General features: G+C 63.4%; 16 protein-coding genes. 11 read left to right on the top strand and 5 right to left on the bottom strand.

What is annotated here, in order from left to right:
• Nucleotides 1-45 precede the first annotated feature (45 nt).
• Nucleotides 46-864, bottom strand: a complete 819-nt coding sequence (dapB, locus tag AACZ65_RS14585) for a 4-hydroxy-tetrahydrodipicolinate reductase (RefSeq protein ID WP_297539769.1) — start codon at nucleotides 862-864, stop codon at nucleotides 46-48.
• A gap of 162 nt (nucleotides 865-1026) precedes the next feature.
• Here dapB and rbfA point away from each other — a divergent pair, with 162 nt between their 5' ends.
• The 4 genes from rbfA to AACZ65_RS14565 are packed head-to-tail and all read left to right on the top strand — an operon-like array spanning nucleotide 1027 to nucleotide 3675.
• Nucleotides 1027-1422 (top strand): 30S ribosome-binding factor RbfA, encoded by a 396-nt coding sequence (gene rbfA, locus AACZ65_RS14580; RefSeq protein ID WP_339672042.1) that lies wholly within the window; start codon nucleotides 1027-1029, stop codon nucleotides 1420-1422.
• Nucleotides 1409-2167 (top strand): phosphodiester glycosidase family protein, encoded by a 759-nt coding sequence (locus AACZ65_RS14575; RefSeq protein ID WP_339672040.1) that lies wholly within the window; start codon nucleotides 1409-1411, stop codon nucleotides 2165-2167. The genes rbfA and AACZ65_RS14575 overlap by 14 nt, the downstream gene beginning before the upstream one ends.
• 36 nt (nucleotides 2168-2203) lie before the next feature.
• The gene (truB, locus tag AACZ65_RS14570; RefSeq protein WP_339672038.1) at nucleotides 2204-3109 is read left to right on the top strand and encodes a tRNA pseudouridine(55) synthase TruB; all 906 of its coding nucleotides are present in this window, start codon (nucleotides 2204-2206) and stop codon (nucleotides 3107-3109) included.
• The gene (locus AACZ65_RS14565) at nucleotides 3106-3675 is read left to right on the top strand and encodes a DUF1643 domain-containing protein (RefSeq protein WP_339672036.1); all 570 of its coding nucleotides are present in this window, start codon (nucleotides 3106-3108) and stop codon (nucleotides 3673-3675) included. The genes truB and AACZ65_RS14565 overlap by 4 nt, the downstream gene beginning before the upstream one ends.
• Before the next feature lie 6 nt (nucleotides 3676-3681).
• Here AACZ65_RS14565 and AACZ65_RS14560 read toward each other — a convergent pair whose 3' ends face one another.
• Nucleotides 3682-4314 (bottom strand): enoyl-CoA hydratase/isomerase family protein, encoded by a 633-nt coding sequence (locus tag AACZ65_RS14560; protein ID WP_339672034.1) that lies wholly within the window; start codon nucleotides 4312-4314, stop codon nucleotides 3682-3684.
• Nucleotides 4311-5060, bottom strand: coding sequence for an SDR family oxidoreductase (locus AACZ65_RS14555; RefSeq protein ID WP_339672032.1), 750 nt, complete (start codon nucleotides 5058-5060; stop codon nucleotides 4311-4313). Before AACZ65_RS14555 ends, AACZ65_RS14560 begins: the two co-directional genes overlap by 4 nt.
• 129 nt (nucleotides 5061-5189) lie before the next feature.
• Between AACZ65_RS14555 and AACZ65_RS14550 the strand changes: the two genes are divergently transcribed.
• The 4 genes from AACZ65_RS14550 (at nucleotide 5190) to AACZ65_RS14535 (ending at nucleotide 9937) form a co-directional block, all read left to right on the top strand.
• A complete protein-coding gene (locus tag AACZ65_RS14550; protein ID WP_339672030.1) occupies nucleotides 5190-6710 on the top strand; it encodes a DUF2125 domain-containing protein in 1521 nt (506 codons plus the stop codon).
• A 117-nt stretch (nucleotides 6711-6827) separates the two neighbouring features.
• Nucleotides 6828-8174 (top strand): TldD/PmbA family protein, encoded by a 1347-nt coding sequence (locus AACZ65_RS14545; protein ID WP_339672029.1) that lies wholly within the window; start codon nucleotides 6828-6830, stop codon nucleotides 8172-8174.
• On the top strand, nucleotides 8161-8940 hold the full coding sequence (locus AACZ65_RS14540; RefSeq protein WP_339672027.1) for a 3'(2'),5'-bisphosphate nucleotidase CysQ: 780 nt from the start codon (nucleotides 8161-8163) through the stop codon (nucleotides 8938-8940). The genes AACZ65_RS14545 and AACZ65_RS14540 overlap by 14 nt, the downstream gene beginning before the upstream one ends.
• 76 nt (nucleotides 8941-9016) lie before the next feature.
• Nucleotides 9017-9937, top strand: a complete 921-nt coding sequence (locus AACZ65_RS14535) for a DMT family transporter (protein ID WP_339672025.1) — start codon at nucleotides 9017-9019, stop codon at nucleotides 9935-9937.
• Here AACZ65_RS14535 and AACZ65_RS14530 read toward each other — a convergent pair.
• Both AACZ65_RS14530 and AACZ65_RS14525 read right to left on the bottom strand, forming a co-directional pair.
• Nucleotides 9876-10694, bottom strand: a complete 819-nt coding sequence (locus tag AACZ65_RS14530) for a glycosyltransferase (protein ID WP_339672023.1) — start codon at nucleotides 10692-10694, stop codon at nucleotides 9876-9878. The two genes, AACZ65_RS14535 and AACZ65_RS14530, sit on opposite strands and share 62 nt — an antisense overlap.
• 13 nt (nucleotides 10695-10707) lie before the next feature.
• Nucleotides 10708-11526 (bottom strand): putative rhamnosyl transferase, encoded by an 819-nt coding sequence (locus AACZ65_RS14525; protein ID WP_339672021.1) that lies wholly within the window; start codon nucleotides 11524-11526, stop codon nucleotides 10708-10710.
• A gap of 329 nt (nucleotides 11527-11855) precedes the next feature.
• Here AACZ65_RS14525 and rpsL point away from each other — a divergent pair, with 329 nt between their 5' ends.
• The 3 genes from rpsL to AACZ65_RS14510 form a co-directional block, all read left to right on the top strand.
• The gene (gene rpsL / locus AACZ65_RS14520) at nucleotides 11856-12227 is read left to right on the top strand and encodes a 30S ribosomal protein S12 (protein ID WP_008281863.1); all 372 of its coding nucleotides are present in this window, start codon (nucleotides 11856-11858) and stop codon (nucleotides 12225-12227) included.
• A 12-nt stretch (nucleotides 12228-12239) separates the two neighbouring features.
• Nucleotides 12240-12710 carry a 30S ribosomal protein S7 gene (gene rpsG, locus AACZ65_RS14515; protein ID WP_008281864.1) on the top strand — a complete coding sequence of 157 codons (471 nt, stop codon included), beginning with the start codon at nucleotides 12240-12242 and terminating at the stop codon, nucleotides 12708-12710.
• A gap of 20 nt (nucleotides 12711-12730) precedes the next feature.
• Nucleotides 12731-13158: GTP-binding protein (locus tag AACZ65_RS14510; RefSeq protein WP_339672018.1), on the top strand; the 428-nt coding region annotated here is incomplete at its 3' end.

The raw sequence follows: 13158 nt of genomic DNA, 5'->3' as shown, positions 1-13158 counted from the left end.
ACCAAAAGTGGTTTGAACTGGATACGCGAGAGCGCCGGGATCGGATCAGTTTTCGCCGAGGCCCAGAACGTCGATCATGTCATAGCTACCCGGTTTGCGCCCCAGCCCCCAGAGCGCGGCCTTGAGCGCCCCGCGCGCGAAAATGGCGCGGTCGGTGGCGATGTGGCGCAGCACGATCCGCTCGCCTGCCGCCGCAAAGATCACGTCATGTTCACCGACGATATCGCCGCCGCGAATGGCCGAAAATCCGATGTGCCCGCGCGTGCGTTTGCCGGTGATGCCGTCGCGGCCGCGGTCGCTCACACGGTCGAGTGCGACCCCGCGCCCCTCTGCCGCCGCTTCGCCCAGCATGAGTGCTGTGCCGGAGGGGGCATCGACCTTTTGATTGTGATGTGCCTCGACGATCTCGATGTCGAAATCCTCGTCCAGGGCGGCGGCCACGCGCTTGGTCAGTTGGGTGAGCAGATTGACACCAAGGCTCATGTTGCCTGCGCGCACGATCACAGCGTGGCGCGCTGCGGCGTCTAGATGTTTGAGGTCGTCCGCGTCGAGCCCGGTGGTGCCGATCACATGCACGACCCGCGCCTGAGCGGCCAGCGTGGCGAACTCCCGCGTGGCCGCGGGGGAGGTGAAGTCGATCACCGCATGGGCGCGTGCGATTACCTCGAGCGGATCGTCGGTCACAGTCACACCCATCTCGGCCCCGCCCATGGCGCGGCCCACATCCTGCCCGATCCAGGCGTGTCCGGGACGCTCAAGCGCGCCGATGAGCGTCGCGCGCGGACTATCGGCAAGGGTGCGGATCAGCATCTGGCCCATGCGGCCAGAGGCCCCGGTGATCACGATGCCCGGCAGGTCGGTCATTGGCGGAACTCCTGGTGATGGTTTCGCGCCTGCATAGCGCGCTGTGCTTTATGCGGCAAGAGAGCGGGCAGGGCCAGGGCGGCACAGGAGTATTTCGGCCCAGAACAAGCCGGGTAGATTTCTGTGCTTGGAAATGCCGGTCCAAGCGATTAGATGCGGGGCATGGCAAAGAACAAGTTTCATGACGGGCCCGGCCCTTCGCAACGTCAGCTTCGCGTGGGCGAGTTGATCCGCCGGACGTTGTCCGAAGTTCTGATGCGGGGGGATATTCACGACCCCGAGCTCAACCGTATTTCCGTGACGGTGGGCGAGGTGCGCACCTCGCCGGATCTCAAGATTGCGACCGCCTATGTGATGCCGTTGGGGGGCGAGGGGCAGGACGATCTGATCGCGCTCCTGGCGCGCAACAAGCACGAGTTGCGGCGGATCATCGGCAAGAAGGTGGGGCTGAAATACGCACCCGATCTGCGCTTTCGGCTGGATGAGACATTCGATCAGATGGATGAGACGCGACGCCTCTTTGACCAAGACACGGTGCGCCGGGATGTGGAAAGCTAGGCTCTGTATCTTGCTTGCGGTGGTGCTTGGCCCTGGGGCCGTGCAGGCAGCCGAGTGCCGTGGCGAACAGTTTGAGGGCGAAAGCTACACCGTGTGTGCCGTTGACATGGCGCGCGATGATCTGCGGCTTTTCCTCAACGATGCCGAGGCCGGGACGCCTTTGGGCAGTTTCGGCGCCATTGAGGACCAGATAAAGGCCGAGGGCAAAGCGCTGGTCTTTGCGATGAATGCGGGCATGTATCATGCGGATCGCAGCCCGGTCGGCCTCTACGTGGAGGCGGGCAAGGAGGTGCGTGGCCTTGTCACGCGCGATGGTCCCGGCAATTTCGGCCTCTTGCCCAACGGGGTTTTCTGCATCCGCGAGGGCCGCGCCGATGTGATCGAGACCTTGCGTTTCGAGCGCGAGCGCCCGCGCTGTCGGGATGCCAGCCAATCGGGCCCGATGCTGGTCATTGATGGCGCGCTGCATCCAAGGTTTCTGAAGGATAGCGACAGTCTCTATATCCGCAACGGCGTGGGCACGTCCCGGGACGGACGGCGGGCGTTCTTCGTGATTTCGGACCGGGCGGTGAATTTCCATACGTTCGGGCGATTTTTCCGCGATCATCTGAAACTGCGTCAGGCGCTCTATTTCGACGGCAAGGTCTCGCGCCTCTATGCGCCCGCGCTTGGGCGCTCTGACATCGGCTTTCCTTTGGGGCCGATGGTGGGCGCGGTGATTGACGCGGGCACGGCAGTGGATTAGGCGCTGCGGGCTTAGGCAACAGGCAAAGGGCCGGGCATGGCACGCAAACGCAAGGGGCGCGAGATTTCGGGTTGGCTGGTGGTGGACAAGCCCGCTGGCATGACCTCGACCGCCGTGGTCAACAAGGTGAAATGGGCGTTGCAGGCGCAAAAGGCGGGCCATGCGGGCACGCTTGATCCCGAGGCGACGGGCGTGCTGGCGGTGGCGCTTGGCGAGGCGACCAAGACGGTGCCTTATATCACCGATGCGCTCAAGGCTTATACGTTTTGCGTGCGGCTGGGGCAGGCGACCAATACCGATGACACCGAGGGCGAGGTGATTGCCGAGAGCGAGCGCCGTCCGTCTGATGACGAGATCAAGGCAGTGCTTGGCGGGTTCGTGGGCGACGTGATGCAGGTGCCGCCCAAGTATTCCGCCGTCAAGATCGACGGGCAGCGGGCCTATAAACTGGCGCGCGACGGTGAAGAGTTCGATGTCGCGGCGCGGCCTCTCTGGGTTGAGGAATTGCTGCTTGTGGACCGCCCAGATGCGGATCATGCGGTTCTGGAAATGACCTGTGGCAAGGGTGGGTATGTCCGCTCTGTGGCGCGCGATCTGGGCGAGAAGCTGGGTTGTTACGGCCATGTGGCGTGGTTGCGGCGGGTTTGGTCGGGGCCGTTCGAGGCCGAGGATGGCCTGAGCATCGAGGACATCGACCGAATGGCGCAGAGCCCGGAGTTGGAGGCGCATGTGCGTCCGCTCGAAGAGGGGCTGGCCGATTTGCCCATGGTCACGGCCACGCCCGAGGGGGCAACGCGTCTGCGCAACGGCAACCCCGGCATGGTGATCGCGCAGGGCATTGAGTACGGCGATGAATGTTGGGCAGCGATCGAGGGCAAAGCCGTGGCCGTGGGCCGCTACAAGGCGGGGGAATTGCACCCCAGCCGGGTATTCAACCAATGAACGGCGGCGCACCGGATCACCTGCATGATCCGGGCGGAAAGGTGCGCCTGCGCCTGCCTGACGGGGTGATAGGTGGGGCGGAATATTCGGACTGTGGGCGGTATCGTCAGGTTCTGAGCCGGGATTGGACACCCGAAGGGGCGGCCCCGCGCCGGGTGCTCTTTGTGGGCATGAACCCGTCTGTGGCCAGTGCGGAGGTCTCCGATCCGACCTGTCATCGCGAGGTGATGTTCGCAAAGGATTGGGGATATTCCTTTTATTTCAAAGGCAATATGCTGGATTGGCGGGCGACCTCGCCCAAGGATCTGCCGCGCGAGCCGGATGTGGCATGCAGTGCCGCGAACATCCCGGCGCTGGTGGCCATGGCAGAGCAATCAGAGCTTGTCGTGTTGGCCTATGGCAAGCTGCATGCGCGTTATCAGGGCATCGTGCGGCACGCGCTGCGCGAGATTGCCGCCACGGGCAAGCCGCTGATGTGTCTGGGGCTGAACAAGGACGGTTCGGCCAAGCATCCGCTATACCTGCGCAAGGATACGATCCTCAGACCGTTTCCGATGCCGGTCTGAGCGCGGTCATTCTGCCGCGCGGCACATCGCCTTGAGCGCCGCCGCGTGATCGGGCGACGCGGCGAGGGCGTTGGCGGCCAGATCACGGGCCGATTGCATCAGGCTGTCGCCGGGGACGACGCGGTCGAACAGCCCCCAGTCGAGCGCCTCTTGGGTGCTGAGCCGTGCGCCAGCCAGAAGGATCATCTTGGCGCGTGCCGGGCCGATCAGGGCGGCAAGGCGGGCGGGATCACTGGGTTGGGGCAAGAAGCCCAGTTTCATCACCGGGTAGAACGCGCCTGCGCCCTCGGCGGCGATGCGGATGTCACAGGCAAGCGCCATGCCTGTGGCCCCGCCCGCGACCGTTCCGTTGAGCGCGGCGATGCTGAGGCCGGGCAGGGCGGCAATGGCACCCGAGAGGCGTTCCCAGACCGGGCTGGTGGCGAGGCCGGCGCGCGCGGCGTCCAGATCGGCCCCGGCGGAAAAGACCTTGCCCGCTCCGGTCAGCACGAACACGCGCGCCTCTTGGGCGGACTCTGCGATGTCGGCGAGGTCCGAGAGCATCGGCTCGGTCAGGGCATTGGCCTTGTCCGGGCGGTTGAGGGTCGCGATCCAGAGCCCGCCGTCGCGTTCGAGCGTGACCAATGGGGCCGCGCTCATATCAGGCCCACCCGGCGGCGGATCGCCTCGTCGCGCAGCGAGATTTCCTGTCCGGCGAACTCGGCAGCGTCGGGGCCGCACATCCAGAGGAGGGCGCGGGCGGGCCAATCGGCCGGGATATGGCTGGACCAGTCCAACTGGCTTACGGCATTGACGCCGCTGGCCTTGATCTCGCGCTGCATGTCGGTGGCCACCGTGCCGGGCGAGAGGCCCATGACGCGGATGCCCGCGGGGGCGGCTTCGAGGGTGGCGCAGCGGGTGAGCATCGCGGCTCCGGCCTTGGAGGTGCAATAGGCGCTCCAGCCTTCAAGCGGGTTATGGGCCGCGCCGGAACTGACGGTGAGGATGGTGCCCGCGCCGCGTGCGATCATGCCGGGCAGGGCGGCGCGCATGCCGTTGAAAACACCCTTGAGGTTCACGTCGATGGCGCGCGCCCAATCATCGGGATCAGCCTCGGACAGGGTGGTGATCGGTTCGATCACGCCGGCGTTGTTGATCAGCACATCGAGATGCCCAAAGGCGGTGTGGCAGGCGGCAACGGCAGCCTCCATTTCCCAAAAGCGGCTGACATCGCAGGGAATGGCGATGGCTGCGGGGCCAATTTCACCAGCCAGTTCGGCAATTGCATCGCCATTGCGCGCCGCGAGTGCGACATTCGCCCCTGCGGTGGCGAAAACCCGCGCAGCGGAGGCGCCGATGCCTTTGCTGGCGCCAGTGATGAGAACGCATTTGCCCTGCATATCCATGGTATTCCCCTTTTTGAATGCCCTTGTCCTAACGCTGTGGTAGGCCAAGTTCCAGTCAGATCATCCCTTGACCAAGCGGCGGTGACAACCGAAGTTGTTGGCAACCCCGATTTAAAAAAGGTGCTCTTCATGTCTTATATCCGCACGCTCGCCGCTTCGACCTCTGTGCTCTGCCTGTCGGCGACGGCCGGATTCGCCGATCTGACTGCGGCAGAGGTCTGGCAGGATTGGCAAAGCTATCTGGAAAGCAATGGCTATGCTGTCACCGCCGAGACGGCGCAGGCGGGCGATACGCTGACGATCCGCGATCTGGCGATGCGGATGGAGGTGCCCGAAGAGGGTGGCACCGTCGAAGTGCGCATGGTCGAGATGCAACTGGTCGAGCAAGGCGACGGATCGGTGGCCGTGATCCTGCCAGCGGTCATGCCGATTGCGATGGACCTCAAGGATGAGGCGGGCGAGCAGGTTGCGGTCACCATGCAGGTGGCGCAAACGGGCATGGAGATGCTTGTGACCGGCGATGCCAGTGCAATGACCTATGACTACACCGCGCAAGAGGTGGCGATGACGCTGGATGATGTCGTTGCCGGTGCGGAGACGGTCGAGATTGGGGTGGCCGAGGTCCGCATGGCCGACATGGCGGGACGGCATCAGAGCACGCTGGACGGGGCGACGCGCGCGGTCACGCAAGAGATGACCGCCGGTCCCGTGGCCTACGAGATTGATTTCACGGATCCCGAAGAAGGTGGGCGCGCCCGGATCAACGGCACGTTGGCACGGCTCAGCATGACCGGGAATGGCGATATGGTCGATGGCGTGGACACCAGCGACATGGCTGCCGCGCTGCGCGCAGGTTTTCGGGTGGACAGTGAGATCGCCTATGAAGAGGGCAACACGTCCTATCGGCTGACAAACGGCGATGAGGATATCGAAGGCACCCAAAGCTCGACATCGGGCACGCTGCAGGTGGGCATGGGGCCGGATGGTTTGCGCTATGGCGGCGAGGGGCGCGACGTGAGCGTTGCCCTGGCGGGAAGCGGTTTGCCATTTCCGGTTACGGCCGGGATGGCGCGGATGGGATTCAATTTTGCGATGCCTGTTGTCAAGAGTGATGCGGCACAGGATTTCGCCTTGGCGCTCGAATTTGGTGGGTTCACCATGGCCGATACGATCTGGGCGATGTTCGATCCGGGCGCGCAATTGCCGCGTGATCCGGCCACGATCAGCGTTGATGTGTCGGGGAAGGGGCGGCTCTTTTACGACCTGCTGGACCCTGCGCAGATGGCCAAGCTGGAAGAGGGGGACGAGGTGCCCGGTGAGGTGGAGAGCCTCGTGCTCAATGACCTGACGGTCGATCTTGCGGGGGCCAAGCTGACCGGGGCGGGGGCGTTTACCTTTGATCAGACGGACCTGACCAGCTTTGACGGGGTGCCAGCCCCGGAAGGCGCGATTGATCTGCGGTTGGTGGGGGGCAATGGCCTCTTGGACAAGCTCATTGGCATGGGCTTTGTGGCCGAAGATCAGGCGATGATGGTGCGGATGATGGCGGGTATGTTCGCGCGCACTGGCACCGGCGAGGACGAGTTGACCTCGCGCATCGAAGTGACCGAGGAGGGTCAGGTTCTGGCCAATGGGCAGCGTCTGAAGTAACGCGGAAATACAAGGCAGGAGAGGGTCACGGGCGCAGGCGCGTGGCCTTTTGCTTAGGCGCGGGCTTGCGCGTGGGGGGGTGGCGGTCTACCTCAGGGCGGCAACAAGGAGATGCCGATGGCGAAAGCGCTCGATGAATTGACCCATGCGCTGATTGACGCGGCCCTGAAGGCCGGGGCCGAGGCGGCGGATGCCATTGCCTTGCGCGGGCAGTCGATCACAATCGACATGCGCGGCGGTACGCTGGAACGGGCAGAGCGCGCCGAGGGGGTGGACATCGGTCTGCGCGTGCTGATCGGTGGGCGGCAGGCGAATGTGTCGGCCTCGGATACCGGGGCTGCGACGATTGCGGCCTTGGCCGAGCGGGCCGTGGCGATGGCGCGGGAGGCGCCGGTTGATCCCTACGCCGGGCTGGCCGAGGTGGGGCAATTGGCGAGAGATTGGGATGTGGCAGCGCTGGAGCTGTGCGATCCGGCACCCGAGCCAGCACCCGATGCTTTGGCGGGCATGGCGCAAGAGGCGGAGGCGGCGGCCTTGGCGGTTTCCGGTGTGACCCAGGTGCAATCGGCGACGGCGGGCTATAGCCACCGGGCCGTGCATATCGCGGCGAGCAACGGGTTCTCGGGCGGTTACGCGCGCAGCGAAACAGGGGTTTCCTGCGTGGCAATCGCCGGGTCGGGCACCGGGATGGAGCGCGATTATGATGGCGACAGCCGGATTTTCGCCAGCGATTTGCGGGATGTTTCGGAGATCGGGCAACGGGCCGGTCTGCGCGCGGTAGAACGTCTGGGGGCGCGCCGCCCGCGCACCGGGGCCTATCCGGTGCTGTTTGACGAGCGCATTTCCGGCTCCTTGATCGGGCATCTGCTGGCGGCGGCCAACGGGGCGTCGGTGGCGCGGGGGTCGTCCTGGCTGCGGGGGCGTTTGGGCGAGCAGGTGCTGCCCGAGGCGCTCTCGGTGCTGGAGGATCCGCACCGTCCGCGCGTGAGCGGATCGCGCCTGTTTGATGCCGAGGGGCTGCCGACCGCCAAGCGGGCGATTGTGCAGGATGGCGTGCTGATGGGCTGGACGCTCGATCTGGCCACGGCGCGCAAGCTGGGGATGCAGAGCACGGCCAATGCCACGCGCGGCACGTCTTCTGCGCCCTCGCCGGGGACTTGGAATATCGCACTCACGCAAGGCACGCAGAGCCGCGAGGATCTGATCCGCGAGATGGGCACGGGCCTGTTGGTCACGTCGATGATCGGCTCGACCATCAATCCCAACACCGGCGACTATTCGCGGGGGGCGGCGGGCTTCTGGGTTGAAAATGGCGAGATCAAATGGCCGGTCAATGAATGCACCATCGCCGGCAGCCTGCCCGAGATGTTGCGCCAGATGGTCCCGGCCAATGATGCACGGCTGCATGTGGGCCGGGTGGTGCCATCGCTGCTGATCGAGGGGTTGACGCTTGCCGGGGAATGATCTGGCACTCTTGATCGAGGCGGCGCATGAGGCGGGCCGGATTGCGACCGCCTTTGTGGGTGGGCCGCTCGACATGCAGGACAAACCGGGTGGTGCCGGGCCGGTGACGGCGGCGGATCTGGCGGTCAATGCGATGCTGGTAGAGCAATTGCGCGCGGCGCGGCCTGACTATGGATGGCTGTCGGAAGAGACTGAGGATAACGCGGCACGGCTAGGGGCCGAGCGGGTGTTCATTGTCGATCCGATCGACGGCACCCGCAGTTTCATCGAAGGCAATCACGACTGGGCGCATTCTCTGGCGGTGGTGGAGCGTGGCGTAGTCATTGCCGCGGCGATTTACTTGCCGATGCGCGACAAGCTCTACGCTGCCGCAGCAGGGCATGGGGCCACGCTGAACGGGGTGCCCATCCGGGCCACGGCGCGGGCAGATCTGGTGGGCGCGTCGATATTGGCGTCCAAGCCCAATTACGCGGCCGAGAATTGGCGAGAGGGCCAAGTGCCCGAGATGGCGCGCGCCTTTCGCCCGTCGCTGGCCTATCGCCTGAGCCTTGTGGCGGAGGGGCGGTATGACGCGATGATGACGCTGCGCCCATCCTGGGAATGGGATATTGCGGCGGGTGATCTGATCCTGCGCGAGGCGGGAGCAATGACATCGGACCGCCGCGCGGCACCGCTCCGGTTCAACAACCCGGTGCCGATGGTCGATGGCGTGCTGGCCGCAAACCCGCTGTTGCATGGCGCGCTGCACGCCGCTTTGGCCGGGTGATCCCCCTTGCGCCCCCTTGCGTCCGCTGGTGATCCGCGTCTAATGCGCGGGCGACAGGATAAAAAACAGGCACATCATGCCCCGCTCCGACAATTTGACTGGCGCCCTTCTGATGATGGGGTCAATGGCTGCGTTCACGCTGAACGACGCCATGATCAAGGGGTTGGCAGGGCAGGTGCCGCTTTTCCAAGTGATGTTTCTGCGCGGGGTGATGACGACGATCCTCGTCGCGCTGATCGCGTGGAAGATGGGCGCGCTCAAGCGGCATCTCCCGCGCGAGGATTGGGGGCCGGTGTTCTGGCGTCTGGTGGGCGAAATCGGATCGGCGTATTTCTTTGTCACGGCCCTCTATCATATGCCGCTGGCCAATATCAGCGCGATCATGCAGGCCCTGCCGCTGACACTGACGCTGGCTGCTGCGCTCTTTTTCCGCGAGCCGGTGGGGTGGAAGCGGATGGCGGCGATCTTGGCCGGGTTTGTCGGCGTGATGTTGATCGTGCGGCCGGGCACCGAAGGGTTCAACATCTATTCTGTCTATGGATTGGCGGCCGTTGCCTTTGTCACGTTGCGCGATCTGGCGACGCGGCGGTTGTCGCGCGATGTGCCCTCGATGCTGGTGACGCTGTTCAACTCGTTCTTCATAATGGCGTTTTTCGGTCTGGGAAGCCTGACCGGCGAATGGGTGGCGCTCGATGGGCGGGCCGCGCTCTTGATCTGTGGCGCGGCGGTGATGATCATCGGCGGCTATCTTTTTTCAATCATGGTGATGCGGGTTGGCGAGATAAGTTTCGTGGCACCGTTTCGCTACACCAGCCTGATTTGGGCCTTGATCCTGGGGTGGTTGGTGTTCGGCGACTGGCCGCAGACGCTGACCTTGGTCGGGGCTGCTATCGTGGTGGCAAGCGGGCTCTTTACCCTTTACCGCGAGGCGCAGATCAGCCGCCGGGCAAAAGCGGATTTGAAAAGACAGCTTTCACTTGGGCCTCGTCCACGTTGAACTGAGATTTGAAAAACGCTGCTTCGCGGGCATCAATCGGGTGCATCGGACCCGTTTTGTATTTGGCATGAGAGTCGTTGTCGGCATGTTTGGCGCGCAGATACATATGCGGGCCGGGCTGAATCAGCGTGGGCATGTCGTAATGCAGCTTGTGATGGCCGAAATTCATTACGGTCAGCGGATCGCCGGAGCGAAAGAGCACGGCAAGGCCGCAGGCCCAAAACGGGGCTTGCAGTTCTTCTGCGACGATCCCGCGTTCTGACAAGGTGACGGAATAGCCGCGGTTATAGTCGATGGCCATGTAGCGCCAGCTCTTGCGCATGGTGCGGGTGTGTTTCTCGAACCAGCGCAGGCTACGCACAAAGCCGAGACCGACCGCATCGTCATCATCGAGGCGGAATTGCATGGAGAGGTCGGTATCCTCGCCCAGTTCGTGCTTGATCGCCAGTTGCATGGCAAGGCGATGCTTCATCGGTTCGCTTTCGATGATCTTGATCTGCGGCACCGGGGCGGTCAGATCATGCAGGCGCTCGAGATAGGGTTTGGGCATATTCTGCCCGATCATCACGAGAAAGGTGAAATCGGGGTTCTGCTGCGCCGCGATGGAGGGCAGGGTCAGGCATTCGAAATGGCGAAACCGCAGCTCCATCCGGGCGGGGGCATAGAGATAGGCCTCGCGTTCCTCGACCGTCTCATGCATGCGTTTGAAGCCGCCAAGGGCGGGATATGAAAACCGGCAAATCCCGATCACACGCATCTGTTGCGGTCCCCTAGCGAAAGCTTGCGCGGACCCTGTCCGCGTCGATGTGAAAATGATCGCGAAAGAGTGCCTCGCCTTCGGCATCGAGCAACGAGAGTTTGGGCATGCGCACCCCTTCCTTTTGGCGCGAGTCATTATAGCCGTTGTGCCCGCGCACGAACATCGGTTCCTCGGGCCAAGAGAGGGTGGGCATGTTCTGCCAGAGGCGCGCGTGGGAATAGTTCATGATCGTATGGCGCACCCCGGGGCGGACTGAGAGGGCGAGGGCCGGGGTCCACATGTGCTGGAACGTGGCAGAGGCCATGATGCCTTCGGGCGTTGGGGTGGCGACAAAGCCGTTGACGAAATCAATCGCGACATGGCGGTGGCTGCGCAAGAGGCCGCGCGCCGAATGGGCCAGTTTGCGCAGACGCTCCACGAAATGGACGGATACCGCATCGTCGTCGTCCATGCGGAATTGCAAGGAGGGTTGATCGCTGTCCAGAACGGCCGCGTTGATGACCTCGCGCATGACATCGCGGTGACGCCCCGGTTCGCGGATCACGACGCGGGCCTGTGGCAGGGTGGCGAGATTGTCCATCAGGCGGGCGTGATCCTGACGCGGCATATTGGGGCCGATGACCACCAAAAGGATGAAATCCGGATCGGTCTGAGCGCGCAGGGGTGGGAGGGTGAATTGCTCAAACAGGCGAAAGCGTTCCTGCATGCGTTCGGGGGCGTATAAATAAGCCTCGCGCTCTGCGGTTTCGGTATGTTCGACCTGAAAACCACCGAAGGCTGGATAGGAAAACCGGCACAGGCCGATCACCTGCGAATTTGCATTTTCCATCCTGCCCTGCATGCCTTAGACTGCTTGTGTCGACTGTGGCATTGGCCTGTAGTGAACGCAAGTCCGGACCTGTTGACAACCCCCGCGACTCCCCCTATACGCGCCCCATCCATGGCTGAGGGGGTCGCCCCGTCGCCTGTATCAGAACTGTAGTGGTCAAGATCCGGGCGAATGCGCCCCGATCCTCTGGAAACCCACCGCGTCGGACCCAGAATGCAGGGTGCGATTGCGGTCTTTGCGTATTGCGGACGCGCGATTCGCTTTTGATTAACCGCATGGGGCTGGTCCTTGTGCAGACACATGTGTTGAGAGACGGGGAAATAACCGGAATGCCAACGATCCAACAGCTGATCCGCAAGCCGCGGCAGCCGAAAGTCAGAACCACCAAGTCACAGCATCTTCAGGGCTGCCCGCAGAAGCGTGGCGTTTGCACGCGCGTCTATACGACGACGCCGAAGAAGCCGAACTCGGCCATGCGGAAGGTTGCTAAGGTGCGCCTGACCAATGGCTTCGAGGTCATCAGCTACATCCCCGGCGAGAGCCACAACCTTCAGGAGCACTCTGTGGTTCTGATCCGTGGCGGCCGTGTAAAAGACCTTCCCGGTGTGCGTTACCACATCCTGCGCGGCGTGCTCGATACGCAAGGCGTCAAGGATCGTAAGCAGCGCCGTTCGAAATATGGCGCGAAGCGTCCGAAGTAAGAGGAACCACAGATGTCTCGTCGTCACGCCGCAGAAAAACGCGAAGTCCTGCCCGATGCCAAGTATGGCGATCGGGTTCTGACCAAGTTCATGAACAACCTGATGATCGACGGCAAGAAATCCGTCGCTGAAACGATCGTCTACAACGCGCTCGAGCGCGTCGAAGGCAAGATCAAGCGCGCGCCGGTGGAAGTGTTCCACGAAGCGCTCGACAATATCAAGCCGTCGGTCGAAGTGCGTTCGCGCCGCGTCGGTGGTGCCACCTATCAGGTGCCCGTCGAAGTGCGCCCCGAGCGCCGCGAAGCTCTTGCCATCCGTTGGCTGATCAACGCATCGCGCTCGCGCAACGAGAACACGATGGAAGAGCGTCTAGCAGGTGAGCTGCTTGATGCGGTCCAGAGCCGCGGTTCGGCCGTGAAGAAGCGCGAAGACACCCACAAGATGGCAGACGCGAACAAAGCGTTCAGCCATTACCGCTGGTAAACCTCAGAGGCATTTGAATCATGGCACGCGACTATCCCCTCCAGCGTTACCGGAACTTCGGGATCATGGCCCACATCGATGCGGGCAAGACCACGACGACCGAGCGCATCCTGTTTTACACCGGCAAGTCCCACAAGATCGGCGAAGTTCACGACGGCGCCGCGACAATGGACTGGATGGAGCAGGAGCAGGAACGCGGTATCACCATCACCTCGGCTGCGACCACGACTTTTTGGCAGCGCCAGGAAGACCCGAGCAGCGAGGGTATATCTGATACCAAGTATCGCTTTAACATCATCGACACCCCCGGCCACGTCGACTTTACCATTGAAGTCGAGCGTTCGCTTGCGGTTCTCGATGGCGCGATCTGTCTGCTGGACGGGAACGCCGGCGTCGAGCCGCAGACCGAAACCGTGTGGCGTCAGGCTGACCGCTACAAGGTGCCGCG

The sequence above is a fragment of the uncultured Roseovarius sp. genome, from assembly GCF_963972555.1.
GTDB lineage: Bacteria > Pseudomonadota > Alphaproteobacteria > Rhodobacterales > Rhodobacteraceae > Roseovarius > Roseovarius mucosus.
This window is presented reverse-complemented; position numbering and strand designations above follow the sequence as displayed.